Source organism: Agrobacterium sp. K11 (assembly GCF_059429395.1).
In genome coordinates, this window is the sequence record NZ_JCAHRB010000004.1 from 35312 (window position 1) to 60696 (window position 25385).

At 57.7% G+C, this 25385-nt stretch carries 29 protein-coding genes; 2 read left to right on the forward strand and 27 right to left on the reverse strand.

Annotated features, from left to right (window positions below; all coding sequences use genetic code 11):
• Window positions 1-8 precede the first annotated feature (8 nt).
• The 25 genes from rplO to rpsL form a co-directional block, all read right to left on the reverse strand.
• Window positions 9-488, reverse strand: a complete 480-nt coding sequence (gene rplO, locus AC5SEO_RS09825) for a 50S ribosomal protein L15 (protein WP_003516125.1) — start codon at window positions 486-488, stop codon at window positions 9-11.
• A 16-nt stretch (window positions 489-504) separates the two neighbouring features.
• Window positions 505-711, reverse strand: coding sequence for a 50S ribosomal protein L30 (gene rpmD / locus AC5SEO_RS09830; protein ID WP_003495212.1), 207 nt, complete (start codon window positions 709-711; stop codon window positions 505-507).
• Between the two features lie 11 nt (window positions 712-722).
• The gene (rpsE, locus tag AC5SEO_RS09835; RefSeq protein WP_003516126.1) at window positions 723-1292 is read right to left on the reverse strand and encodes a 30S ribosomal protein S5; all 570 of its coding nucleotides are present in this window, start codon (window positions 1290-1292) and stop codon (window positions 723-725) included.
• 218 nt (window positions 1293-1510) lie between these two features.
• Window positions 1511-1873: a 50S ribosomal protein L18 gene (rplR, locus tag AC5SEO_RS09840; RefSeq protein WP_003516127.1), complete on the reverse strand. Its 363-nt coding sequence runs from the start codon at window positions 1871-1873 to the stop codon at window positions 1511-1513.
• Between the two features lie 12 nt (window positions 1874-1885).
• Window positions 1886-2419 (reverse strand): 50S ribosomal protein L6, encoded by a 534-nt coding sequence (gene rplF, locus AC5SEO_RS09845; RefSeq protein WP_003516129.1) that lies wholly within the window; start codon window positions 2417-2419, stop codon window positions 1886-1888.
• A 43-nt stretch (window positions 2420-2462) separates the two neighbouring features.
• Window positions 2463-2861, reverse strand: a complete 399-nt coding sequence (rpsH, locus tag AC5SEO_RS09850; RefSeq protein WP_003516131.1) for a 30S ribosomal protein S8 — start codon at window positions 2859-2861, stop codon at window positions 2463-2465.
• 12 nt (window positions 2862-2873) lie between these two features.
• Window positions 2874-3179: a 30S ribosomal protein S14 gene (gene rpsN / locus AC5SEO_RS09855; RefSeq protein WP_003495202.1), complete on the reverse strand. Its 306-nt coding sequence runs from the start codon at window positions 3177-3179 to the stop codon at window positions 2874-2876.
• Window positions 3180-3212: 33 nt separating this feature from the next.
• Window positions 3213-3767 carry a 50S ribosomal protein L5 gene (gene rplE, locus AC5SEO_RS09860; RefSeq protein WP_003495201.1) on the reverse strand — a complete coding sequence of 185 codons (555 nt, stop codon included), beginning with the start codon at window positions 3765-3767 and terminating at the stop codon, window positions 3213-3215.
• Window positions 3760-4068 (reverse strand): 50S ribosomal protein L24, encoded by a 309-nt coding sequence (gene rplX / locus AC5SEO_RS09865; RefSeq protein ID WP_313595816.1) that lies wholly within the window; start codon window positions 4066-4068, stop codon window positions 3760-3762. The genes rplE and rplX overlap by 8 nt, the downstream gene beginning before the upstream one ends.
• A gap of 12 nt (window positions 4069-4080) precedes the next feature.
• Window positions 4081-4449, reverse strand: a complete 369-nt coding sequence (rplN, locus tag AC5SEO_RS09870) for a 50S ribosomal protein L14 (RefSeq protein ID WP_003495199.1) — start codon at window positions 4447-4449, stop codon at window positions 4081-4083.
• Window positions 4450-4683: 234 nt separating this feature from the next.
• Window positions 4684-4920: a 30S ribosomal protein S17 gene (gene rpsQ, locus AC5SEO_RS09875; protein WP_003495195.1), complete on the reverse strand. Its 237-nt coding sequence runs from the start codon at window positions 4918-4920 to the stop codon at window positions 4684-4686.
• An 11-nt stretch (window positions 4921-4931) separates the two neighbouring features.
• A complete protein-coding gene (gene rpmC, locus AC5SEO_RS09880; protein ID WP_003495193.1) occupies window positions 4932-5132 on the reverse strand; it encodes a 50S ribosomal protein L29 in 201 nt (66 codons plus the stop codon).
• Window positions 5133-5144: 12 nt separating this feature from the next.
• Complete coding sequence (gene rplP / locus AC5SEO_RS09885; RefSeq protein WP_003516136.1) at window positions 5145-5558, reverse strand: 50S ribosomal protein L16; 414 nt, start codon at window positions 5556-5558, stop codon at window positions 5145-5147.
• A 38-nt stretch (window positions 5559-5596) separates the two neighbouring features.
• Window positions 5597-6328 carry a 30S ribosomal protein S3 gene (gene rpsC / locus AC5SEO_RS09890; RefSeq protein ID WP_003516138.1) on the reverse strand — a complete coding sequence of 244 codons (732 nt, stop codon included), beginning with the start codon at window positions 6326-6328 and terminating at the stop codon, window positions 5597-5599.
• Window positions 6328-6717 carry a 50S ribosomal protein L22 gene (gene rplV / locus AC5SEO_RS09895; RefSeq protein ID WP_003495184.1) on the reverse strand — a complete coding sequence of 130 codons (390 nt, stop codon included), beginning with the start codon at window positions 6715-6717 and terminating at the stop codon, window positions 6328-6330. Before rplV ends, rpsC begins: the two co-directional genes overlap by 1 nt.
• Window positions 6718-6719: 2 nt before the next feature.
• Entirely contained in the window at window positions 6720-6998 is a 279-nt protein-coding gene (gene rpsS / locus AC5SEO_RS09900) for a 30S ribosomal protein S19 (RefSeq protein ID WP_003507772.1), read from the reverse strand.
• Between the two features lie 15 nt (window positions 6999-7013).
• Window positions 7014-7850, reverse strand: coding sequence for a 50S ribosomal protein L2 (gene rplB / locus AC5SEO_RS09905; RefSeq protein WP_003516146.1), 837 nt, complete (start codon window positions 7848-7850; stop codon window positions 7014-7016).
• Between the two features lie 43 nt (window positions 7851-7893).
• Window positions 7894-8187 (reverse strand): 50S ribosomal protein L23, encoded by a 294-nt coding sequence (locus tag AC5SEO_RS09910; protein ID WP_003495178.1) that lies wholly within the window; start codon window positions 8185-8187, stop codon window positions 7894-7896.
• Window positions 8184-8804 (reverse strand): 50S ribosomal protein L4, encoded by a 621-nt coding sequence (gene rplD / locus AC5SEO_RS09915; protein WP_003516147.1) that lies wholly within the window; start codon window positions 8802-8804, stop codon window positions 8184-8186. The genes AC5SEO_RS09910 and rplD overlap by 4 nt, the downstream gene beginning before the upstream one ends.
• A 12-nt stretch (window positions 8805-8816) precedes the next feature.
• Window positions 8817-9458 carry a 50S ribosomal protein L3 gene (rplC, locus tag AC5SEO_RS09920; RefSeq protein ID WP_003516149.1) on the reverse strand — a complete coding sequence of 214 codons (642 nt, stop codon included), beginning with the start codon at window positions 9456-9458 and terminating at the stop codon, window positions 8817-8819.
• Window positions 9459-9624: 166 nt separating this feature from the next.
• Complete coding sequence (gene rpsJ, locus AC5SEO_RS09925; protein WP_003507767.1) at window positions 9625-9933, reverse strand: 30S ribosomal protein S10; 309 nt, start codon at window positions 9931-9933, stop codon at window positions 9625-9627.
• Window positions 9934-10246: 313 nt separating this feature from the next.
• Window positions 10247-11422, reverse strand: coding sequence for an elongation factor Tu (gene tuf / locus AC5SEO_RS09930; RefSeq protein ID WP_013636434.1), 1176 nt, complete (start codon window positions 11420-11422; stop codon window positions 10247-10249).
• Window positions 11423-11488: 66 nt separating this feature from the next.
• Window positions 11489-13588 (reverse strand): elongation factor G, encoded by a 2100-nt coding sequence (gene fusA, locus AC5SEO_RS09935; protein ID WP_003519335.1) that lies wholly within the window; start codon window positions 13586-13588, stop codon window positions 11489-11491.
• Window positions 13589-13622: 34 nt separating this feature from the next.
• Window positions 13623-14093: a 30S ribosomal protein S7 gene (rpsG, locus tag AC5SEO_RS09940; RefSeq protein ID WP_003507761.1), complete on the reverse strand. Its 471-nt coding sequence runs from the start codon at window positions 14091-14093 to the stop codon at window positions 13623-13625.
• Window positions 14094-14170: 77 nt separating this feature from the next.
• Window positions 14171-14542: a 30S ribosomal protein S12 gene (gene rpsL / locus AC5SEO_RS09945; RefSeq protein ID WP_003507760.1), complete on the reverse strand. Its 372-nt coding sequence runs from the start codon at window positions 14540-14542 to the stop codon at window positions 14171-14173.
• A gap of 530 nt (window positions 14543-15072) precedes the next feature.
• On the opposite strand from rpsL, the gene AC5SEO_RS09950 reads away from it, so the two are divergent.
• Both AC5SEO_RS09950 and AC5SEO_RS09955 read left to right on the forward strand, forming a co-directional pair.
• Window positions 15073-15366: a hypothetical protein gene (locus tag AC5SEO_RS09950; protein WP_003519341.1), complete on the forward strand. Its 294-nt coding sequence runs from the start codon at window positions 15073-15075 to the stop codon at window positions 15364-15366.
• A 263-nt stretch (window positions 15367-15629) separates the two neighbouring features.
• Window positions 15630-16754 (forward strand): helix-turn-helix transcriptional regulator, encoded by a 1125-nt coding sequence (locus tag AC5SEO_RS09955; RefSeq protein ID WP_174068495.1) that lies wholly within the window; start codon window positions 15630-15632, stop codon window positions 16752-16754.
• Between the two features lie 100 nt (window positions 16755-16854).
• Here AC5SEO_RS09955 and rpoC read toward each other — a convergent pair whose 3' ends face one another.
• Together rpoC and rpoB are read right to left on the reverse strand one after the other, a co-directional pair.
• Window positions 16855-21060 carry a DNA-directed RNA polymerase subunit beta' gene (rpoC, locus tag AC5SEO_RS09960; RefSeq protein ID WP_003519344.1) on the reverse strand — a complete coding sequence of 1402 codons (4206 nt, stop codon included), beginning with the start codon at window positions 21058-21060 and terminating at the stop codon, window positions 16855-16857.
• A 180-nt stretch (window positions 21061-21240) separates the two neighbouring features.
• Window positions 21241-25377 carry a DNA-directed RNA polymerase subunit beta gene (gene rpoB, locus AC5SEO_RS09965; RefSeq protein WP_013636439.1) on the reverse strand — a complete coding sequence of 1379 codons (4137 nt, stop codon included), beginning with the start codon at window positions 25375-25377 and terminating at the stop codon, window positions 21241-21243.
• Window positions 25378-25385 lie beyond the last annotated feature (8 nt).

A 25385-nucleotide genomic window follows, 5' to 3' on the forward strand; every position in this document is an offset into this window, starting at 1 on the left:
TCTATATATTACTCGGAAGCTTCAGCTGCAACTGCGAGAAGCTTGATAGAGCTGCCAGCCTTCTCAATCTTTTCGAGTGCAGGCTTGGAAGCGCCGGCAACTTCAAAAGCAACCTTGCTCGTCAGTTCGCCGTCAGCGAGAATGCGAACGCCGTCCTTGGTGCGACGGATAACGCCAGCAGCCTTGAGAGCAGCAGCATCGATCGTTGCGGAAGCGTCGAGCTTCTTGGCGTCGATGGCGGTCTGAATGCGGCCGAGCGATACAACAGCAAATTCGGAAGCGAAAATGTTGTTGAAACCGCGCTTCGGAAGACGACGGTAGATTGGCATCTGACCGCCTTCAAAACCGTTGATGGCGACGCCCGAACGAGCCTTCTGACCCTTCACACCGCGACCACCGGTCTTGCCCTTGCCGGAACCGATACCGCGACCTACGCGGATACGGTCCTTGGTGGAGCCTTCGTTGTCTCTGATTTCATTGAGTTTCATGATAGGTTACTCCGTCTCACTTCTCGTCAACGACGCGAACGAGATGCTGGACCGCACGGATCATGCCGCGAACCGCAGGAGTATCTTCCAGGGTGCGCTGACGGTGCATCTTGTTGAGACCCAGACCGACCAGCGTCTGACGCTGGATTGCCGGGCGGCGGATAGGGCTGCCGATCTGTTCGACCGTAACAGTCTTTTTGGCTTCAGTAGTCTTCTTGGCCATGATCCAGCTCCTTATTCTTCAGAAGCGTTGCCGGAAGCGGCACGACGAGACTGAAGGGTCGCATACTTGAGACCACGCTGTGCAGCGATGTCCTTAGGATGAACCTGATGCTTCAGAGCGTCGAACGTTGCGCGAACCATGTTGTACGGGTTCGAAGAACCGGTCGACTTGGCAACAACGTCATGAACGCCCAGCGTTTCGAAAACAGCGCGCATCGGACCACCGGCGATGATACCGGTACCGGCCTTGGCCGAACGCAGCAGAACCTTGCCTGCGCCGTGACGGCCATTGACGTCGTGATGCAGCGTGCGGCCATCGCGCAGCGGAACGAAGATCAGATCGCGCTTTGCGCTCTCGGTTGCCTTACGGATGGCTTCCGGAACTTCGCGAGCCTTGCCGTGACCGAAGCCAACGCGGCCCTTCTGGTCGCCGACGACGACGAGAGCGGCGAAGCCAAAGCGACGGCCACCCTTAACAACCTTTGCAACGCGGTTGATCGCGACCAGCTTGTCGACGAATTCGCTATCGCGTTCTTCACGGTTCTGGCGGTCGTCGCGAGAACCTCTTTTTTCCTGTGCCATTGTCCTTGTCCTTTTTCTTTTACGGGTGGAACGGCAAACGAAAAGACCACCGGCCTCGATGAAGAGACCCGCATGGCCCGGTGAAATTCCGCCCAGATCGTTGTCAGGGCGGAAACTGCAGCGCCGCGTGTCGAAACCGACACGCAAAGGACGCTGCAGGATCTTGAGTGGTGCATGACCCTTTCTCTCGATTGCGAACAATCGAAAGGGTCAAGCACTCAGAAGTTCAGACCGCCTTCGCGGGCAGCTTCTGCCACAGCCTTGATACGGCCGTGATAGATGAATGCGCCACGGTCGAATACGACATCCTTGACGCCAGCCTTGACGCCACGCTCTGCAACCAGCTTGCCTACGACAGCTGCTGCTGCAACGTCGGCGCCGGTCTTGAGCGAGCCGCGCAGATCGGCTTCGAGCGTGGAGGCAGACGCAAGCGTCTTGCCAGCAACGTCATCGATGATCTGAGCGTAGATGTTCTTCGACGAGCGATGAACCGACAGGCGCGGGCGGCCATTGGCAACCGCCTTGATCTGGCGGCGCACACGGCTCGCGCGACGTGCAAGTGCTTCTTTCCTGCTAGCCATTTCGCGTGATCCTTACTTCTTCTTGCCTTCTTTGCGGACGATACGCTCTTCAGCGTACTTCACGCCCTTGCCCTTGTAGGGCTCGGGACCACGGTATTCGCGGATTTCCGCGGCAACCTGGCCAACCTGCTGCTTGTTGATGCCGGAAACGATGATTTCCGTCGGCTTAGGAACGGCAATGGTGATGCCGACCGGAGGCTCGTAAACTACATCGTGGCTGAAACCGAGAGCCAGCTGCAGGTTCTTGCCCTGCAGGGCGGCACGGTAACCGACGCCATTGATTTCGAGCTTGCGTTCGTAGCCGTCCTTAACACCCTTGAAGATGTTCTCGATCATCGTGCGGGACATGCCCCACTTGGAACGAGCTTCCTTGGTGTTGTTGGCCGGCGTTACGGAAACGCCATTATCTTCGAGTTTTAGCTGGATGTCGTCATTAGCGACGAAAAACAGTTCACCCTTCGGGCCCTTAGCAGTGACCTTCTGGCCGTCGACATTGGCCGTAACACCTGCTGGAACCTGAACGGGCTTTTTACCGATACGAGACATTGTTCAATCCTGTCTGTTCGTTATGGAGATCCGTGCTCGGGTCTTAGAAGACCGAGCAAAGAACCTCGCCACCAACGTTCTGTTCGCGAGCTTGGTGATCGGCCATCACGCCCTTCGGGGTCGAAAGGATGGTGATGCCGAGGCCGTTCGCGACCTGCGGAATGGACTTAACCGAGACATAAACTCGGCGGCCCGGCTTGGAAACGCGGCCGATCTCACGGATCACGGACGCGCCTTCGTAGTACTTCAGTTCGATCGTGAATTCGGCCTTGCCGTTTTCGAAATCGACCTTGGAATAACCGCGAATGTAGCCTTCAGCCTGCAGCACGTCGAGAACGCGTGCGCGGAGGCTGGAAGCAGGCGTGCTTACCGAAGACTTACGGCGAGCAGCACCATTGCGGATGCGGGTGAGCATATCACCCAAAGGATCAGTCATGGTCATGTGCCCGTCTCCTTACCAGCTCGACTTGACAATGCCCGGCACCTTGCCGGAATTGCCCAGCTCACGAAGCGCGATACGCGACATCTTGAGTTTGCGATAGAACGCGCGCGGACGGCCCGTTACTTCGCAGCGGTTGCGGATACGCGTCTTCGAGCCGTCACGCGGCAGCGAAGCGAGCTTCAGAGTGGCCTTGAACCGGTCTTCGATCGGAAGGGACTGGTTCATCACGATCGCCTTCAGTGCAGCCCGCTTGGTGGCCTGCTGGGCGACCGACTTGCGGCGGCGCTTGTTCTTTTCAACTGCGCTTGTTTTCGCCATATCGGAGTTCCTTTTCTACGCTCGTCGTTACGGTTAGTGACGGAACGGGAAGTTGAACTCTGTAAGCAGAGCCCGTGCTTCGTCGTCCGACGTCGCCGTCGTGCAAACGATGATGTCCATGCCCCACATCTGATCAACCTTATCGTAGTTGATCTCAGGGAACACAATGTGTTCCTTGATGCCCATGGCGAAGTTGCCACGGCCGTCAAAGCTCTTCGGGTTCAGACCCCGGAAGTCGCGAACGCGCGGCAGCGCGATGTTGACCAGGCGATCAAGGAATTCATACATGCGGGCGCCACGAAGGGTAACCTTCGCACCGATCGGCATGCCTTCGCGAACCTTGAAACCAGCGATCGAGTTGCGAGCGCGGGTAACAACCGGCTTCTGGCCGGCAATCGCAGCCAGGTCACCGGCAGCAATGGTTGGCTTCTTGGAGTCGGCAGTCGCCTCGCCAACACCCATGTTGATCACGATCTTTTCAAGCTTCGGGATCATCATCACGTTGGCGTAGGAGAACTTCTCCTGCATGGCGCCACGGATACGGGAAACGTACTCCGTCTTGAGACGCGGCTCGTACTTATCAGCCATCGATCACTTCTCCCGAACGCTTGGCCACGCGGACCTTCTTGCCGCCTACAACAGTAAAGCCAACGCGGGTCGGCTTGCCATCCTTATCGACGATGGCAATGTTGGAGATGTGCAAGGACGCTTCCTTGTTGATGATGCCAGCTTCCTGAGCCTGGGTCTGGCGCTGGTGACGCTTCACCATGTTAACGCCACGCACAACGGCCCGATCTTCCTTCGGCAAAACCTGGATTACTTCGCCGGTACGGCCCTTGTCCTTACCGGTCAATACGACAACGTTGTCGCCTTTACGAATTTTCTGCATCGCATACGCTCCTTACAGTACTTCCGGAGCCAGCGAGATGATCTTCATGTGGTTCTTGGCGCGAAGTTCGCGCGGAACCGGTCCGAAGATACGGGTGCCGATGGGCTCTTTCTTGTTGTCGATAAGAACGGCTGCGTTGTTATCGAAACGGATGACGCTGCCGTCAGCGCGACGGATGTCCTTGGCGGTGCGAACGACAACCGCCTTCATCACATCGCCCTTCTTGACGCGGCCGCGCGGAATAGCTTCCTTGATGGAAACGACAATAATGTCGCCAACAGAAGCATATTTGCGCTTCGAGCCGCCCAGCACCTTGATGCACATGACACGACGTGCGCCGGAATTATCCGCCACGTCGAGGTTTGTTTGCATCTGAATCATGTCAGGTCGCCTTCTTGTTGTTACCGGAACGGTTGGGCAAACTCTCCCGAGTGAGCCCCCTGCCCCAGCTTATGAATGTCTCTTTTTTTGCGCGGAAATGTCGTGACAGGGTGGTTTCCCGAAGGACCTTCCGTGCGCATCAAAGCAAAAGACGCTCGATTCACGAGCGTCCTTGCGGTGCTTCATACAGTATTTCGCGCCAAGTACAAGAGACCTGGCGCGATTCTGATGAAATTAAGCCTGGGCGGAAACGACCGTCCAGCGCTTGTCCTTGGAGATCGGTGCGCATTCCTCGATGGAAACGACATCGCCGACCTTATACTGATTGTTTTCGTCGTGTGCCTTGTACTTCTTCGAACGGCGAACGGTCTTCTGGAGCAGCGGGTGAGCGAATCGGCGCTCAACCCGGACTACAACAGTCTTCTCGTTCTTGTCGGACACTACGACGCCCTGCAGAATGCGTTTCGGCATATTATTTTTCCTTAGGCCTTGGCTTCTGCCGCCTTCTGGCGGGCAATGGTTTTAACGCGGGCGATGTCCTTGCGGACTTCGTTGATGCGCGAGGACTTCTCCAGCTGGCCAGTCGCCTTCTGGAAGCGCAGGTTGAACTGCTCCTTCTTCAGATCGGCGAGCTTGTCCTTGAGCTGGTCGGCGCTGAGGCCGCGAACTTCATCGGCTTTCATGTGCCTTGCTCCTTACTCTGCGATGCGCTGTACGAAGCGCGTCTTGACCGAGAGCTTGGCAGCGCCGAGACGAAGCGCCTCGCGGGCGATCTCCTCGGACACACCGTCGATCTCGAACATCATACGACCGGGCTTGACCTTGCATGCCCAGTATTCGACCGAACCCTTGCCCTTACCCATACGAACTTCGGTCGGCTTTGCCGTTACCGGAACGTCTGGGAATACGCGGATCCACACACGACCTGCGCGCTTCATGTAACGCGTGATCGCGCGGCGGGCCGCTTCGATCTCGCGTGCGTTCACGCGGTTCGGTTCCTGCGACTTCAAGCCGAATTCACCGAATGCCAGGTCAAAGCCGCCCTTGGCGACGCCCTTGATGCGTCCCTTGAACTGCTTGCGGTACTTAGTACGCTTTGGCTGCAACATTTTCTTACTTCTCCGAGCTTATCTTTCGCCAGCGTCAATCAAGCGTTTTCGCGACGACGATCGGGACGATCGCCACGCTCACGGCTTGCAGGGCCCTGAGCATCGCCTTCGAGACCACGACGCTCAGAAGCCATCGGATCGTGCTCAAGGATTTCGCCCTTGAAGATCCAGACCTTGATGCCGCAGATGCCGAACGCGGTTTCCGCTTCAGCTGTGCCGTAGTCGATGTCCGCACGCAGCGTGTGCAGCGGAACGCGTCCTTCGCGGTACCATTCGGTACGAGCGATTTCGGCGCCACCGAGACGGCCACCGCAGGTGATCTTGATGCCTTCGGCGCCAAGACGCATTGCGGACTGAACCGAACGCTTCATCGCACGGCGGAAAGCCACGCGGCGCTCGAGCTGCTGGGCGATCGACTGGGCGACGAGAGTCGCGTCGATTTCCGGCTTGCGCACTTCAACGATGTTGAGGTGCGTTTCGGAGTTGGTCATCTCGGAAAGCTTCTTGCGAAGCTTCTCGATGTCCGCGCCCTTCTTGCCGATGATGAGACCCGGACGAGCCGAATGGATCGTAACGCGGCACTTCTTGTGCGGACGCTCGATGACCACCTTGGCGATACCGGCCTGCTTGAGTTCCTTGATCAGGTAAGCCCGGATCTTCAGGTCTTCATGCAGCAGCTTGCCGTATTCAGCGGTGTCAGCGTACCAGCGGCTATCCCAGGTACGGTTGATGCCGAGGCGGAAGCCGATCGGATTGATTTTCTGACCCATTATGCGGCCTCCCCTTTTTCCTCAACTTCACGAACAACGATCGTGAGGTGAGAGAACGGCTTTTCAATGCGGGATGCACGACCACGGCCACGAGCGTGGAAACGCTTCATGGTGATGGACTTGCCAACATAGGCCTCGGCGACGACGAGAGCGTCGACGTCGAGGTCATGGTTGTTTTCCGCATTGGCAATCGCAGATTCGAGCGTCTTCTTGACGGTCCCTGCGATGCGCTTGCGGGAGAATTCGAGCTCGGCGAGAGCGCGATCAACCTTCTTGCCACGGATAAGAGCGGCAACCAGGTTCAGTTTCTGGGGGCTGACGCGGAGCGTACGGGCAATGGCCTGAGCCTCATTGTCCTTCAGCCGGCGTTCGGTCTTAGCCTTCGCCATGATTACTTCCTCTTTGCCTTCTTGTCCGCGCCGTGACCGTAATAGGTACGGGTCGGAGAGAATTCACCGAACTTGTGTCCGACCATGTCTTCATTGACAGAGACGGGCACATGCTTGCTGCCGTTGTAGACGCCAAACGTCAATCCGACGAACTGCGGCAGGATCGTGGAGCGACGGCTCCAGATCTTGATTACTTCATTGCGTCCGCTTTCGCGCACCTTCTCAGCCTTAGTGAGAAGATAGCCGTCAACAAACGGACCTTTCCAAACTGAACGAGCCACTTGAGACTTCTCCTCTTACTTCTTGCGCTGATGGCGCGAACGCATGATGAACTTGTCGGTCGACTTGTTCGAACGGGTGCGCTTGCCCTTCGTGGGTTTACCCCACGGAGTAACCGGGTGACGACCACCCGACGTGCGACCTTCACCACCACCGTGCGGGTGGTCGACCGGGTTCATGACGACGCCGCGAACGTGCGGACGCTTGCCACGCCAACGCGAACGACCAGCCTTGCCGTCGTTGGTGTTGCCGTGATCGGAGTTCGAAACTGCGCCGATCGATGCGAGGCAGGAGCCGTGCACCAGACGCTGTTCGCCCGAGTTGAGACGCAGGATAGCCATACCGGCATCGCGGCCGACGAGCTGGACGTACGTACCGGCGGAGCGGGCAATCTGACCGCCTTTACCTGGCTTCATCTCGACGTTGTGGATGATCGAACCGACCGGAATGTACTGAAGCGGCATGGTGTTGCCGGGCTTCACGTCCACTGCCTTGTCGGAGGCGATCACCTTGTCACCGGCAGCGAGACGCTGTGGCGCGAGAATGTAAGCCTGTTCGCCGTCGGTATACGTAACCAGCGCGATGAACGCGGTGCGGTTGGGGTCGTATTCCAAACGTTCAACGGTGCCTTCAACGTCGAACTTGCGACGCTTGAAGTCCACCAGACGGTAGGTCCGCTTGTGACCGCCACCCTGGAACCGGACGGTGATCCGGCCCTGGTTGTTGCGGCCACCCTTGGAGCTGAGGCCCTGGGTGAGAGCCTTTACCGGCTTGCCCTTGTAGAGCGAAGCGCGGTCCACGATAACCAGCTGACGCTGGCTTGGCGTGGTCGGATTGAAACTTTTCAATGCCATATTCTTGTTCCCTTTTGGGTCTTTGCCCGCTTGGGCCTAACCTTTAGAGTCCGGTGGACACGTCGATGGATTGACCTTCGGCGAGCGTAACGACGGCTTTCTTGACGTCTTTCAGCTTACCGGCGAACCCACGGAAACGACGGGTCTTACCCTTGCGGATAAGCGTGTTCACAGCCGTGACTTTGACGCCGAAGAGAGCTTCCACGGCAGCCTTGATTTCAGGCTTGGAAGCGCTTTTGGCGACGTTGAATACGACCTGGTTCTGTTCGGATACCAGCGTCGACTTTTCCGTGATCGAAGGAGATACGATCACATCGTAGTGGCGAAGATCCGTCATTTGAACCGCTCCTCCAGAGCCTCTACAGCAGCCTTGGAAAGCACGAGCTTACCACGACGCAGGATGTCGTAAACATTGATGCCCTGAACCGGCAGAACGTCCACGTTCGGGATGTTCTGAGCTGCGAGCTTGAAGTTGCCATCAAGTTCTGCGCCACCGATAACGAGAGCGTTGGTCAGGCCAAGCGAAGCGAAGCTGCCCAGCAGAGCCTTGGTCTTTGCTTCGGACGCGACGAGCTGATCGACGATGATCAGATCTTCAGCCTTCAGCTTTGCAGACAGGGCGTGACGCAGAGCAAGCGCGCGAACCTTCTTGGGAAGGTCGTGTGCGTGGCTGCGAACGACCGGGCCGTGGGCCTTGCCGCCGCCGCGGAACTGCGGTGCGCGAGCCGAATGGTGACGAGCGCGGCCCGTACCCTTCTGCTTGTACATCTTCGCACCAGTACGGGAAACTTCCGCACGGGTCTTGGTCTTGTGCGTTCCCTGCTGCTTCTTTGCAAGCTGCCAGCGAACCATACGGGCCAGGATATCCTGACGGGGATCGAGGCCGAAAATCTCGTCCGACAGAGAAACCTTGCCGGCGTCTTTTCCCTCGAGGGTCTTGACGTTCAATTCCATGATAAGGCTCCCTTACTTCGCGGCCGACTTGACGGCGTCGCGGACGATGATCCAGGCGCCCTTGGAACCGGGAACTGCACCCTTGACGAGGATCAGGCCACGGTCTTCATCGGTCGAAACGACTTCGAGGTTCTGGGTCGTAACGCGCGTCTGGCCCATATGACCAGCCATGCGCTTGCCCTTCCACACGCGGCCCGGATCCTGGTTGTTACCAGTCGAACCGTGCGCACGGTGCGATACGGAGTTACCGTGCGAAGCGCGACCACCACCGAAGTTGTGACGCTTCATAGCACCGGCAAAACCCTTACCGATCGTGGTTCCCGTTACGTCGACCAGCTGGCCGGCCTGAAAATGAGTTGCGGTCAGTGTTGCACCGATATCGATCAGGTTCTCGGGGGAAACCCGGAACTCGACGAGCTTTGCTTTCGGTTCGACGTTGGCAGCGGCAAAATGACCGCGAAGCGCCTTCGTCGTGTTTTTGACCTTGGACTGGCCGGCACCGAGCTGAACTGCGGTGTAGCCATTCTTGTCTTCCGTGCGCTGGGAAACGACTTGTACGTTATCCATCCGCAATACTGTTACTGGAATATGTTCACCAGCGTCGTTGTAGACGCGGGTCATACCCACTTTCTGTGCAATCACACCTGAACGCATTGGTTCATCCTCTTGCGAGCCTTGAAGGGAAAACCCTTTTTGGCCTTTGTTAAGGAGTGCCCTTCGACATCTCACGATGTTTCCGGTCTCCGGATTGGAAGCCGTTGGATTTCTCCACGTACCTTCCTTGTTATATGGCCCTCACTTGGATGAGGTCAGGCCAGTCTTAGAGCTTGATTTCAACGTCAACGCCGGCAGCCAGGTCGAGCTTCATCAGAGCATCGACGGTCTGCGGGGTGGGGTCAACGATATCGAGAAGACGCTTGTGCGTCCGCATTTCGAACTGTTCACGGCTCTTCTTATCAACGTGAGGAGAGCGGTTGACGGTAAACTTTTCGATGCGGGTGGGGAGCGGAACCGGGCCGCGAACGCTGGCGCCGGTGCGCTTTGCGGTCGACACGATTTCACGGGTAGAGGCATCGAGGATCCGGTGATCGAACGCCTTGAGGCGGATACGGATATTCTGGCCGTTCATTCGTCTTGTCCTTGTTCTTTGTTATTCGTTTCCGCACGCGGAAACACATGAACTTCTATTGATCGTGGCGCCGCAGATTTTCAAAAATCGAGAGGGATGCGCGTCGCACCCCAATCATTTCAGTAGTCTGTATTGCTAAAACACCGCGCTCCGCAATTGCTTGCGAATCCAGCGGGTGAGTGTGAATGCGCGTTTACGCGCTTTCACCGAATTTTTCAAGCACTAAAAATGCAACGCCGCCAGGCTTTTTTACTAAAAGCCCGGCGGCGGTGTGGGTAACACCGCCGCCGGTCTGAATTTCAACGTCGTGAAATTACTCGACGATAGAAGCGACGATGCCGGCGCCGACGGTACGGCCGCCTTCGCGGATAGCGAAGCGCAGCTTTTCTTCCATCGCGATCGGAACGATCAGCTCGACTTCAACAGTCACGTTGTCGCCAGGCATAACCATTTCCGTGCCTTCTGGAAGCGAAACGATACCGGTAACGTCAGTCGTACGGAAGTAGAACTGCGGACGGTAGTTCGTAAAGAACGGCGTATGACGGCCGCCTTCTTCCTTCGTCAGGATGTAGGCTTCTGCCATGAACTTCTTGTGCGGCTTGACCGAACCCGGCTTGCACAGGATCTGACCACGCTCAACGCCGTCACGGGTAACGCCGCGAACGAGAGCACCGATGTTGTCGCCAGCCTGGCCCTGGTCGAGCAGCTTGCGGAACATTTCAACGCCGGTAACCGTCGTCTTCGACGTCGGACGAATGCCGACGATTTCGACTTCTTCACCAACCTTGACGATACCGCGCTCAACGCGACCCGTCACAACCGTACCACGGCCAGAGATCGAGAACACGTCTTCGATCGGCATCAGGAACGGCTGGTCGATCGGACGCTCAGGCGTCGGGATGTAGGCGTCAACAGCAGCCATCAGCTCGCGGATTGCGTCTTCACCGATCTTCTTGTCGGAATCTTCAAGAGCAGCAAGTGCCGAACCCTTGACGATCGGGATATCGTCGCCCGGGAAGTCGTAGGACGACAGAAGTTCGCGAACTTCCAGTTCGACGAGCTCGAGAAGCTCGGCGTCGTCAACCTGGTCGACCTTGTTGAGGAACACGACGATCGCCGGAACGCCAACCTGGCGAGCAAGCAGGATGTGCTCGCGCGTCTGCGGCATCGGGCCGTCAGCTGCAGAGCAAACCAGGATCGCGCCGTCCATCTGGGCAGCACCGGTGATCATGTTCTTCACGTAGTCGGCGTGGCCGGGGCAGTCGACGTGTGCGTAGTGACGGTTCGGCGTTTCGTATTCGACGTGCGCCGTCGAGATCGTGATGCCGCGAGCCTTTTCTTCAGGAGCAGCGTCGATCTGGTCGTACGCCTTGAACTCGCCGAAATACTTCGTGATCGCAGCAGTCAACGACGTCTTGCCGTGGTCGACGTGACCGATCGTGCCAATGTTGACGTGCGGCTTATTGCGCTCAAACTTGCTCTTTGCCATTAGTGGCTCTCCATTCTTGTCCCTTGAGGGGAATAATCTTCAAATCTCTGATGGGGCGCACCCCGATCACTTCTGACCGGAGTACTTTGCCTGGATTTCCTGCGCCACGTTCGACGGAACCGGCGAATAGTGATCGAACGTCATCGAGTACTGCGCGCGGCCCTGCGACATGGAGCGCAGGTTGTCGACGTACTTGAACATGTTCGCGAGCGGAACGTGTGCGCTGATCACGATGGTGATGCCACGCGATTCCTGACCCTGGATCTGACCGCGACGCGAGTTCAGATCGCCGATCACGTCACCGACGTAATCTTCAGGGGTAACGACTTCGACCTTCATCATCGGCTCGAGAAGCTGTGCACCAGCCTTCTTTGCTGCTTCACGGAAGCAGGCACGCGATGCGATTTCGAACGCCAGAACCGAGGAGTCGACATCGTGGTATGCGCCGTCGATCAGGGTCGCCTTGACGCCCAGCATCGGGAAGCCAGCAAGCGGACCGGAAGACAGAACGCTTTCGATACCCTTCTGAACGCCCGGGATGTATTCCTTCGGAACAGCACCGCCGACGATCTTGGATTCGAACTTGAATTCTTCGCCTTCAGGGTTCGGTTCGAAGATGATCTTCACGCGAGCAAACTGACCGGTACCACCGGACTGCTTCTTGTGCGTGTAGTCTTCTTCGTGCTGACGCGTGATGGTTTCGCGGTAGGCAACCTGCGGAGCACCGACGGTTGCTTCAACCTTGAACTCGCGACGCATACGGTCAACGAGGATGTCGAGGTGAAGTTCGCCCATACCCGCGATGATCGTCTGACCGGATTCTTCATCCGTCTTGACGCGAAACGAAGGATCTTCAGCAGCCAGGCGGTTGAGCGCGAGGCCCATCTTTTCCTGGTCGCCCTTGGTCTTCGGCTCGATGGCGATCTGGATGACCGGCTCGGGGAATTCCATGCGCTCGAGGATAACCGGCTTCAGCGGATCGCAGAGCGTATCGCCAGTGGTGGTTTCCTTGAGGCCAGCCAGAGCAACGATGTCGCCGGCAAAGGCTTCTTCGATGTCTTCACGGCTGTTGGAATGCATCTGCAGCATACGGCCGACGCGCTCGCGCTTGTCCTTGACCGTGTTGATGACCGACGTGCCCTTTTCGAGCTTGCCGGAGTAGATGCGGGCGAAGGTCAGCGAACCGACGAAGGGGTCGTTCATGATCTTGAACGCGAGCATGGAAAGCGGCTCGCTGTCATCGGCATGACGCTCGATTTCGGCTTCGGTCTTGAAGTCGATGCCCTTGATCGCAGGGATGTCGAGCGGCGAAGGCAGGTAGTCGACGACGGCGTCGAGAAGCGGCTGAACGCCCTTGTTCTTGAACGCGGTACCGCAGAACATCGGGTGGAACTTCACGTCGATGGTGCCGCGGCGAACGAGCGAACGGATCTTCTCGTTGTCGGGCATGATGCCGTTCAGGTAGTCTTCCATCGCTTCTTCGTCGATCTCGACAACGGTCTCGATCAGCTTTTCGCGATATTCTTCAGCCTTGGCCTTCATGTCTTCAGGAATTTCGACGACGTCCCACTGAGCGCCGAGCGATTCGTCGCGCCAGATGAGTGCGTTCATCTCGATCAGGTCGATAACGCCCTTGAACTCGGTCTCAGCGCCGATCGGCAGCTGCATGACAACGGCGGTAGCGCCGAGACGGGTCTTGATCATTTCTACCGAGCGGTAGAAGTCAGCACCGGTCTTGTCCATCTTGTTGCAGAAGATCATACGCGGAACGTTGTACTTCTCAGCCTGACGCCAGACGGTTTCCGTCTGCGGCTCTACACCGGCGTTGGCGTCGAGAAGAGCGATGGCACCGTCGAGAACGCGCAGCGAACGCTCGACTTCAATGGTGAAGTCAACGTGGCCGGGGGTGTCGATGATGTTGAAACGGCGCATCTTGCCATCGCGACCCTTCCAGAAGGTCGTGGTCGCAGCGGACGTGATGGTGATACCACGTTCCTGCTCCTGTTCCATCCAGTCCATCGTGGCAGCGCCATCATGAACTTCGCCGATCTTGTGCGACTTACCGGTGTAATAAAGAATACGCTCGGTGGTCGTCGTCTTACCGGCGTCGATATGCGCCATGATACCGAAATTGCGGTAGTCTTCGATTTTATATTCGCGAGCCATAATGGACTGCCTTTCGATATGCGACCGTTTAAGATTACCAGCGGTAATGCGAGAATGCGCGGTTTGCGTCGGCCATCTTGTGCGTGTCTTCACGCTTCTTGACGGCGGAACCGCGGTTGTTCGCAGCGTCCATGAGTTCGCCGGAAAGGCGATCGACCATGGTCGTTTCGTTACGCTTGCGAGCAGCAGTGATCAGCCAGCGGATGGCGAGAGCCTGACGGCGCTCCGGACGAACGTCGACCGGGACCTGATACGTAGCACCGCCAACGCGACGCGAACGCACTTCAACGTGCGGAGCAACGTTGTCGAGGGCGGAGTGGAACACGCCGAGCGGCTCCTGCTTCGTCTTGCCCTGAACGACGTCGAACGCGCCGTAAACGATGCTTTCCGCGACGGACTTCTTGCCGTGAAGCATGATGGCATTCATGAACTTGGTGACGACCAGATCGCCGAACTTCGGGTCCGGGTTGATCTCACGCTTTTCTGCACTATGGCGACGGGACATATTCTTTGTCTCTCAATGTTATTGACGCTAAACCACGCGGAGAACCTCGCGCAGCGCCTGATTGTTGTTGCCGAAAATTACTTCGGACGCTTCGCACCGTACTTCGAACGGCGCTGCTTGCGGTTCTTGACGCCTTGGGTATCGAGAACACCGCGGATGATGTGGTAACGCACACCCGGCAAGTCCTTTACGCGGCCGCCGCGGATCATGACCACGGAGTGTTCCTGAAGGTTGTGACCTTCGCCGGGAATGTAGCCGATGACTTCGAAGCCGTTGGTGAGACGGATCTTGGCAACCTTACGCAGAGCCGAGTTCGGCTTCTTCGGGGTCGTCGTGTAAACGCGGGTGCAAACACCACGCTTCTGCGGGTTTTCCTGAAGTGCAGGAACCTTGTTGCGCTTTACCTGTGCCTGGCGGGGCTTACGGATCAGCTGGTTTACGGTAGGCATATAACCATCCCTTGCAAAAACTACTTTAGCCACCCTCACGGGTGGCGGCTATGCCGTTTCCGGCGACGAAGCACGCATATATCCTCATGCGCAAAACGTGGCCCGATCCGTTTTCACGGATGGACCACCAAGAGCAGAGGACGCCGGATGAGGCGTCTTGCGTGCAACATTCGTGTCTTCTACGTGCAATGAAGCTTCATTTGAGATGATGTCCGGGAAAAACGTTTCCGAACGGCCAGCACAGATAGAGGCTCCGATGGCGGGCGTACTACTGTTTTAGCCAGCTTTCGTCAAGGGCGAATCCGCATTTTGCGCTGGCACCCGCGGCCACAAAGCCTGCGCACAGGCCCTTTGCCCTCTCCTTCTAACATAAGTCACAGCCGGCAACAGCGATTTTGACCTCCGGCCTTTGGCTTTTCACAAAATCCGTCTATTGATTCCCTCAAGCGGGCCGGAGCTGGCACCGCCGCGCGCAAGACCGATTCCGTCCGGCCCGCATACTCCACAACGACATATCAAGGAACCGCGTCATGACAAACCTCCCCGACAACGACAACGGACGCGACGAGCCGATGGTCTTCATCGTCATCGGCAAGGCTTACGAACACGACAATTCCGAAGGCATCGACATCCACGTCATTCTGCGGGCGCCGGACGACGACACCGCCGTACGCGAAACGCTGAACGCGCTTTCGGAGGAAGGTTTCATCGAAGCCGACCTCGACCAGATCGGCATGCTGACTGAAGTTCCGGACGAAGAGCCGCACGCTTCCGCCTATCAGGGCGCCCTGGAGGGCGAAGTCGCCATCATCCGTTTCGCCTGAGGGACCGCCCTCACCGCGACAAATGCGCCGCCACCGATAAAACGGCACCCGCCCACACCAGGGCGGTTGTCTTCCAGGACTTGATGCCAAGGCCGAAATCTTGCGTGCAGCCACCTTTTCCTGCAAAAGACCTTGGTAAATGTCAATATATTAAGTCACTGATAGATTATATACTTTAAATATAATAGTATTATTTGTATTTCCGTTGAAATATACGAAGATATAAGATTAAATTGATCCCGACGCATGATTTCGGTGGCGGGTTGGATAATATATCTTCGGCAGACATTATAGATGACATTTACGAGGCAGCACTTTTTCCCGATCGCTGGGCGAACGTGATAGCCGCAATCGGCCAACGGCTCGATTTCTGGGGCGGCGCGCTCACCTGGGGCAAAGGCGAGGATGAAGCATGGCTCTATCCGCCCAATTTCCAGGAACTCATGCAAGCCTTCATGAAGGGCGGCTGGAACCACCGCAACGATCGCCTCACACGCGCTGTCCGCGAGGGCCAATTTTCCTTCGTGCGTGATTTCGATATCTTTACCCCTGACGAATGGGCGGGGCTGCCAATCGTGCGCGATTTCCTGATGCCGCGTGGACTGGGATATGGGGTAGTAACGCAGGTTGCGCCGCCGGATCATCCCGAAATGACTCTCCTGTTCGAACGCAAGCTCGACAGAGGAATCATTGGTCCGGAAACCATGGCGGCACTTGGCCGGCTGAGGCCGCATATCGCCCGCAGCCTCACCCTCGCAACAGGGCTGCAACGCCAGAAAGCAGATGCCATCACGCTCGGCCTCAACGCCATCGGTGCGCCGGCGGCGGTGCTCCAGGCGAGCGGACGCGTTCTTTCCACAAACACCCTGTTCGAGGCGACCAAAAAGTGTATTTCCACCCGCGCCCGCGACAGGATCTTGATCTTGGACGAGAGAATAAACCGGCTGCTTTACAAGGCGCTAGCCGGCGGCAGTGTCAGTTCCCTACCCCTGCCGACAAGCGAAGACAGGGTGTGCATCCTTCACGTCATACCGCTGCGCAAGGACGCGCTGGATTTATCCCCTAACGGCAGCGCCATCGTGCTGATATCGCAACCATCGGACACCGTTGCCGACGTCACGCCGCTTCTGAAGGGGTTATACGATCTCACCAAGGGCGAGGCCCGTGTCGCGCTGGAAATCCTGAAGGGCCTTTCACTTCCCTCCGTGGCAAAGCAACTTCAAATCTCGCACGAAACGGTTCGCAGCAACGCCAAGTCTATCTATGCAAAGACCGGCAGTACGGGCCAGACCGATCTCGTTCGCCGGCTTTCCGTTTTGACGCGCTACACCATCGGTGAGCAGGAAAGACCCCGAGACGGGACTGGCCATATGAAGGACCAGATCTGACCTTCTAACCCGACCAAAACAAAAAACGCCCGGATTGCTCCGGGCGTTTTTTTACTGAACTTTGGCGGGGCTTCGTAAAGCCCCTGCCCTTGCGCAGACCTTATTCGGCCGGAGCCGGATCCGTCATGTCCTGCAGCATCTGTGTTGCAGAGCCTGCACCCGTACCCTTGCGGCGTTCCTCGAGAATGAGGTCGTCGCGCGAGGTGGCGATGCGGCGGATCTGCGTCATGGTGCCGCCGGTACCGGCCGGGATGAGGCGGCCGACGATGACGTTTTCCTTGAGGCCCTGCAGCGTGTCCGTCTTGCCGGCGATCGCAGCTTCCGTGAGAACCTTGGTGGTTTCCTGGAACGATGCGGCCGAGATGAAGGACGGCGTCTGCAGCGATGCCTTGGTGATACCGAGAAGAACCGGATCGCCATAAGCGGGCTTCTTGCCTTCTTCGATCAGGCGGTCGTTGTTGTCGTCAAGCTCGATACGATCGACATTGTCGCCAACGATGTAGTGGCTGTCGCCCGCATCGGTGATCTCGACCTTCTGCAGCATCTGGCGAACGATCACCTCGATGTGCTTGTCGTTGATCACAACGCCCTGCAGTCGGTAGACTTCCTGGATTTCGTTCACGAGGTAGGAAGCCAAAGCCTCTACGCCCTTGATTGCCAGAATGTCGTGCGGTGCCGGATTGCCGTCGAGAATGTATTCGCCCTTCTCGATGTAGTCGCCTTCCTGAAGATGGAAGGGCTTGCCCTTCGGGATCAGGTATTCGACCGGCTCGACGCCGTCTTCCGCAGGCTCGATCATCACGCGACGCTTGTTCTTGTAGTCGCGACCGAGGCGGATCGTACCATCGATCTCAGCGATGACAGCATGATCCTTCGGACGACGTGCTTCGAACAGTTCGGCAACGCGCGGCAGACCACCGGTGATGTCCTTGGTCTTGGCGCTTTCCAGCGGCGAACGTGCAAGCACGTCACCCTGGAAGACCTTCGACCCAGGCTCAACCGACAGGATCGCGTCCACGGAGAGGTGGAAGCGAGCTTCGCCACCGCGGCTAAGCTTTGCAACAGCGCCGGAAGCATCCTTGATGATGATCGCGGGCTTGAGGTCCGAACCGCGCGGCGTCGAGCGCCAGTCAATAACCTGACGCTTGGTGATGCCGGTGGATTCGTCGGTGGCTTCCAGAACGGAAAGACCGTCGACGAGGTCCTCGAAGTGAACGGTACCTTCCACTTCCGTCATCATCGGACGGGTGTAGGGGTCCCACTCTGCAAGACGCTGGCCGCGTTTTACCTTGTCGCCGTCATCAACGAAGATCTTCGAACCATAAGCGACACGCTGCGAGGAACGTTCAACGCCGCGCTCATCGAGAATGGTGACCGACATGTTACGGCCCATTGCGATGAGAACGCCATCGGAGTTCCGCAGGATGTTGCGGTTCTTGATCTGGATCGTGCCTTCATACGAAGCTTCCAGGAACGACTGGTCAACCACGTTTGCCGTACCGCCAAGGTGGAAGGTACGCATGGTGAGCTGCGTGCCCGGTTCACCGATCGACTGTGCGGCGATGACGCCAACGGCTTCGCCCATGTTGACCGGAGTACCGCGAGCAAGGTCACGACCGTAGCAGACGCCGCAAACGCCGACCTGCACTTCGCAGGTCAGTGCCGAGCGGATACGGACGGACTGGATGCCAGCCTTCTCGATGATCGCAACGTCGGCTTCGTCGATCAACGTTCTGGCCTTGACGATGTTTTCGCCAGTTACCGGATTGTCGATGTCATCAAGAGCCGTACGGCCGAGGATACGTGCGCCGAGCGAGGCAACGACCTGACCGGCATCAACGATGGCGGTCATGGTGAGGCCCTTGTCGGTGCCGCAATCCACGGAGTTCACGATGCAATCCTGTGCCACGTCGACGAGACGGCGGGTAAGGTAACCCGAGTTCGCCGTCTTCAAGGCGGTGTCTGCAAGACCCTTACGGGCACCGTGGGTCGAGTTGAAGTACTCGTTAACGGTCAGGCCTTCCTTGAAGTTCGAGATGATCGGCGTCTCGATGATTTCACCCGAGGGCTTGGCCATCAGGCCGCGCATGCCGCCCAGCTGACGCATCTGGTTCGGTGAACCGCGGGCGCCCGAATGGCTCATCATGTAGATGGAGTTCATCGGCTTCTGGCGGCCCGTTTCCGGGTCGAATTCCACAGCCTTGATGCGCGCCATCATTTCTTCGGCGACCTTTTCGGTTGCCTTACCCCAGGCGTCGACAACCTTGTTGTACTTTTCGCCCTGAGTGATGAGACCGTCGTTATACTGCTGTTCGTATTCCTTCACCAAGGCTTCGGTGTCACCGACGATCTTAACCTTGCTGTCCGGAATGACCATGTCGTCCTTGCCGAACGAAATACCGGCGCGGCAAGCGTGAGCAAAGCCGAGCTGCATGATCCGGTCGCAGAAGATGACCGTGTCTTTCTGGCCGCAATGACGGTAGACCGTGTCGATCATCTTGGAGATGTTCTTCTTGGTCATTTCCTGGTTGCAGACGTCGAACGGCACGTTGACGTTCTTCGGCAGAAGTTCGCCAATCAGCATACGGCCAGGCGTCGTTTCATGGATCTTGGAAACCGGCTTGCCATCAGCATCCACGGTCTTGAAGCGACCACGGATCTTGGCATGCAGTGTCACGACCTTGTTTTCAAGCGCGTGATGCAATTCGCCGATGTCCGAGAAGGCCATGCCTTCGCCGGGCTCGTTCTGGTTCATGATCGACAGGTAATACAGGCCGAGAACCATGTCCTGCGAAGGAACGATGATCGGATGGCCGTTTGCCGGATGCAGGATGTTGTTGGTCGACATCATCAGCACGCGGGCTTCAAGCTGGGCTTCAAGCGACAGCGGCACGTGAACGGCCATCTGGTCGCCGTCGAAGTCGGCGTTGAAAGCCGTGCAGACGAGCGGATGCAGCTGAATGGCCTTGCCTTCAACCAGCATGGGTTCGAAGGCCTGGATACCCAGACGGTGCAGCGTCGGTGCGCGGTTCAGAAGGACCGGATGCTCGCGGATGACCTCGTCGAGGATATCCCAAACTTCAGGCTTTTCCTTTTCAACCAGCTTCTTGGCCTGCTTGACGGTCGAGGAGTAACCCTTGGCGTCGAGGCGGGCATAGATGAACGGCTTGAACAGCTCGAGCGCCATCTTCTTCGGCAGGCCGCACTGGTGCAGCTTCAGCTCCGGACCGGTCACGATGACCGAACGGCCTGAATAGTCGACGCGCTTGCCGAGAAGGTTCTGGCGGAAGCGGCCCTGCTTGCCCTTGAGCATGTCGGAAAGCGACTTCAACGGACGCTTGTTCGCACCCGTGATGACGCGACCGCGACGGCCGTTATCGAACAGCGCATCGACGGATTCCTGCAACATGCGCTTTTCGTTGCGGATGATGATACCAGGCGCGCGAAGCTCGATCAGGCGCTTCAGACGGTTGTTACGGTTGATGACGCGGCGATAGAGATCGTTGAGGTCGGACGTCGCGAAACGGCCACCATCCAGCGGAACCAGCGGACGAAGGTCCGGCGGAATAACCGGAACGACCTTCATGATCATCCACTCAGGACGATTGCCGGATTCCATGAAGTTCTCAACGATCTTGAGACGCTTCATGAACTTCTTCTGCTTGAGATCCGAGGTGGTCTCGGCAAGCTCGGCCCGCAGGTCGCCAGCGATCTTTTCGAGGTTCATCGAAGCCAGCATTTCGTAGATGGCTTCAGCGCCGATCATGGCGGTGAACTGGTCTTCGCCAAACTCGTCAACGGCGATCATGTACTCTTCCTCGGACAGAAGCTGGTTCTGCTTCATCGAGGTGAGGCCGGGTTCGGTGACGATGTAGTTCTCGAAATAGAGAACGCGTTCGACATCCTTCAGCGTCATGTCGAGCAAGGTCGAGATACGCGAGGGAAGCGACTTCAGGAACCAGATATGGGCAACGGGCGCTGCGAGCTCGATATGGCCCATGCGCTCACGGCGAACGCGCGACAGCGTAACTTCAACGCCGCACTTTTCGCAGATGATGCCCTTGTACTTCATGCGCTTGTACTTGCCGCACAGGCATTCGTAGTCCTTGATAGGTCCGAAAATGCGCGCGCAGAAGAGACCATCGCGTTCCGGCTTGAACGTACGATAGTTGATGGTTTCCGGCTTCTTGATCTCGCCGTAGGACCACGACAGGATTTTTTCCGGCGAAGCGATCGAAATCCGGATGGAATCGAAATGCTGCGCAGGCACCTGAGGATTGAAAAGATTCATGACCTCTTGGTTCATGCCTTGTCTCCTTGAGAGGCTAGCTGCTGCCCCTGTTTGCATCTGGACCGGCTTCTTCCCGGGTCACCGTCCAGAGCTTTAAATACGGATTAACCGCACAATGCGGCGAAAGTGTCCCGCGGCAACCATTGGTCGCCGGGGAACCGGCAGGCGCCAACACGGCGCCCGCCTCTCTCATCTTTATTCCGCTGCGTCGGGCAGCTGATCCTCGGGCTGGGTCTCGACCTTCGAGTTCTCCAGTTCGACCGAAAGACCGAGCGACCGCATTTCCTTGACGAGAACGTTGAAGCTCTCGGGGATACCGGCCTCGAAGGTATCGTCGCCACGGACGATCGCCTCGTAGACCTTGGTGCGGCCCGCCACGTCGTCCGACTTGACGGTGAGCATTTCCTGCAGCGTGTAAGCCGCACCGTATGCTTCCAGAGCCCAGACTTCCATTTCCCCGAAGCGCTGTCCGCCGAACTGCGCCTTGCCGCCCAGCGGCTGCTGGGTAACGAGCGAGTAAGGACCGATCGAGCGAGCGTGGATCTTGTCGTCAACAAGGTGGTTCAGCTTGATCATGTACATGTAGCCGACGGTGACCTTGCGGTCGAAAGGCTCGCCGGTACGACCGTCATAAAGAACGGACTGACCGGATTCATGCAGACCTGCCTTCTTCAGCATCGCGGCAACGTCGGGTTCATGCGCACCGTCGAAGACCGGGGTCGCGATGGAAACACCGCGCTTGGCTTCTTCGGCAAGCTTGACCAGCGACTCGTCGTCGAAGCGCTTTACCTCGTCATGCGATTCACTCGCATAGATTTCGGTAAGCTCCGTGCGAAGCTCGCTGATGTCCATCGTCTTGCGATACTCTTCGAGCATCTCGCCGATCTTCTTGCCCATACCGGCGCATGCCCATGCGAGGTGGGTTTCGAGGATCTGGCCGACGTTCATGCGCGAAGGCACGCCGAGCGGGTTCAAGCAGATGTCGACATGCGTGCCGTCTTCGAGGAACGGCATGTCCTCGACAGGAACGATACGCGAGACGACGCCCTTGTTACCGTGACGGCCGGCCATCTTGTCGCCCGGCTGGATCTTGCGCTTCACAGCGACGAAGACCTTGACCATCTTCATGACGCCAGGAGGCATTTCATCGCCGCGCTGGACCTTCTCGACCTTGTCCATGAAGCGCTGTTCAAGGCGCGACTTGGATTCGTCGTACTGGCCGCGAAGTGCTTCCAGTTCGGACTGGGCCTTCTCGTCTTCGACTGCAAACATCCACCACTGCGAGCGGGGATATTCGGAGACGACGGCGTTGGAAAGCTCGACGCCCTTCTTGAAGCCCTTCGGACCGGCGATGGAAACGTGACCACGCAGCATGTCGATCAGGCGGCCGTAGACGTTACGGTCGAGAATTGCCTGTTCGTCGTCGCGGTCCTTTGCCAGACGTTCGATCTCTTCGCGCTCGATTGCCATCGCGCGCTCATCCTTCTCCACACCGTGACGGTTGAAGACGCGGACTTCCACAACGGTACCAAACGTGCCCGGAGGCATGCGCATGGAGGTGTCGCGAACGTCGGAAGCCTTTTCACCGAAGATGGCGCGCAGAAGCTTTTCTTCCGGCGTCATCGGGCTTTCGCCCTTCGGCGTGATCTTGCCGACGAGGATATCGCCCGGCTGAACTTCCGCACCGATGTAAACGATACCGGCTTCGTCGAGGTTCTTCAGCGCTTCTTCCGAAACGTTCGGAATGTCACGCGTGATTTCTTCCGGACCAAGCTTCGTGTCACGCGCCATCACTTCGAATTCTTCGATGTGGATGGAGGTGAACACGTCGTCGGAAACGATACGTTCCGACATCAGGATCGAGTCTTCGTAGTTGTAGCCGTTCCAGGGCATGAACGCGACGAGCGCGTTACGGCCGAGCGCCAGATCGCCGAGGTCGGTCGACGGACCATCAGCGATGATGTCACCCTTGGAGATGATGTCACCGACAGCGACCAGCGGACGCTGGTTGACGCAGGTGTTCTGGTTCGAACGCTGGAACTTCTGCAGACGGTAGATATCGACGCCCGACTTGCCGGCATCGAGTTCTTCCGTAGCGCGGATAACGATACGGGTCGCATCCACCTGGTCGACGACACCGCCGCGGCGAGCCGCGATGGCAGCGCCGGAGTCACGGGCGACGATCGGTTCCATGCCTGTGCCGACGAACGGCGCTTCCGCCCGCAGAAGCGGAACGGCCTGACGCTGCATGTTCGAGCCCATGAGAGCGCGGTTGGCGTCGTCGTTTTCCAGGAACGGAATGAGAGCCGCTGCGACCGAAACGAGCTGCTTCGGCGAAACGTCCATCAGGTTAATGTTGTCGCGCGGTGCGAGCATAACTTCGCCCGAGTGACGGCAAACAACGAACTCTTCAGTGAAGGCGCCTTCGCCATCGAGCTCGGCATTGGCCTGTGCGACGTAGTACTTGGCCTCTTCCATGGCGGAGAGGTAGATAACGTCGGTCGTCACCTTGCCGTCGATGATCTTGCGGTACGGGCTTTCGATGAAGCCGTACTTGTTGACGCGGGCAAAGGTGGCAAGCGAGTTGATCAGACCGATGTTCGGGCCTTCCGGCGTTTCGATCGGGCAAATACGGCCGTAGTGGGTCGGATGAACGTCGCGGACTTCGAAGCCGGCGCGCTCACGGGTCAGACCACCCGGTCCAAGAGCCGAAAGACGGCGCTTGTGGGTGATTTCCGAAAGCGGGTTCACCTGGTCCATGAACTGCGAAAGCTGCGAGGAACCGAAGAATTCGCGAACGGCGGCAGCTGCCGGCTTCGCATTGATCAGGTCCTGCGGCATCACGGTGTCGATTTCGATCGAGGACATACGTTCCTTGATCGCACGTTCCATGCGCAGAAGGCCGAGGCGGTACTGGTTTTCCATCAGCTCGCCGACCGAACGCACACGGCGGTTGCCGAGGTTGTCGATGTCGTCGATTTCGCCCTTGCCGTCGCGCAGTTCGACCAGCATCTTGACGACAGCGAGGATGTCTTCCTTGCGCAGCGTGCGCACGGTGTCTTCCGCGTCGAGGTCGAGACGCATGTTCATCTTCACGCGGCCAACAGCCGAGAGATCATAACGTTCTGCATCGAAGAACAGCGAGTTGAACATCGCTTCTGCCGAATCCATGGTCGGCGGCTCACCCGGACGCATGACGCGGTAGATATCGAACAGCGCTTCCTGGCGGTTCTGGTTCTTGTCCGCATGCAGCGTGTTGCGGATATAGGCGCCAACATTGACGTGGTCGATGTTGAGGACCGGAATCTCGTCAAAGCCGGACTGAAGAATGAGGCCAAGCGTCTTTTCGTCGATTTCGTCGCCGGCTTCGAGATAGATCTCACCCGTCGAGTAGTTGACGATGTCTTCGGCAAGGAAGTTGCCGTAGAGGTCTTCGTCAGTCGCCTTAAGTGCCTTCAGGCCCTTGTCGACGAGCTGGCGGATAAGACGCGGAGTGAGCTTCTTGCCACCTTCGACAACGACTTCGCCGGTGTCGGCGTCGATCATGTCGGTGATGACCTTGGCATTCTTCAGCGTTTCCGGCTGGAACGGAATGCGCCAGCCATCGCCGGAGCGCTCGTAGGAAGCCTTGCTGTAGAAGGTCGACAGGATTTCTTCACCATCCATGCCAAGCGCCATCAGGAGCGAGGTCACGGGCAGCTTGCGGCGACGGTCGATACGCGCATAGACGATGTCCTTGGCGTCGAACTCGATGTCGAGCCAGGAACCGCGATATGGGATGACGCGGGCAGCGAACAAAAGCTTGCCGGAAGAATGGCTCTTGCCCTTGTCGTGGTCGAAGAATACGCCCGGCGAACGGTGCATCTGCGAAACGATGACGCGCTCTGTACCGTTGACGATGAACGTGCCGTTATTGGTCATGAGCGGCATGTCGCCCATGTATACGGACTGTTCCTTGATGTCCTTGATGGACTTCGCGCCTGTATCCTCGTCGATATCGAACACGATGAGGCGCAGCGTCACTTTCAGCGGCGCTGCATAGGTCAGATCGCGCTGACGGCATTCCTCGACGTCAAACTTCGGCGCTTCGAATTCGTAAGACACGAATTCGAGCATGGATGCGCCGGAAAAATCGGTGATCGGGAATACGGATTTGAATACGGCATTCAATCCCTCGTCGGGACGGCCACCCTTGGGCTCGTCAACCATGAGAAACTGGTCATACGAAGCCTTCTGAACCTCGATGAGGTTCGGCATTTCCGCTACTTCTGGAATTTTGCCGAAAAACTTGCGTACGCGCCTGCGACCGTTAAACGAAAGGGTCTGAGCCATCGTCGCTC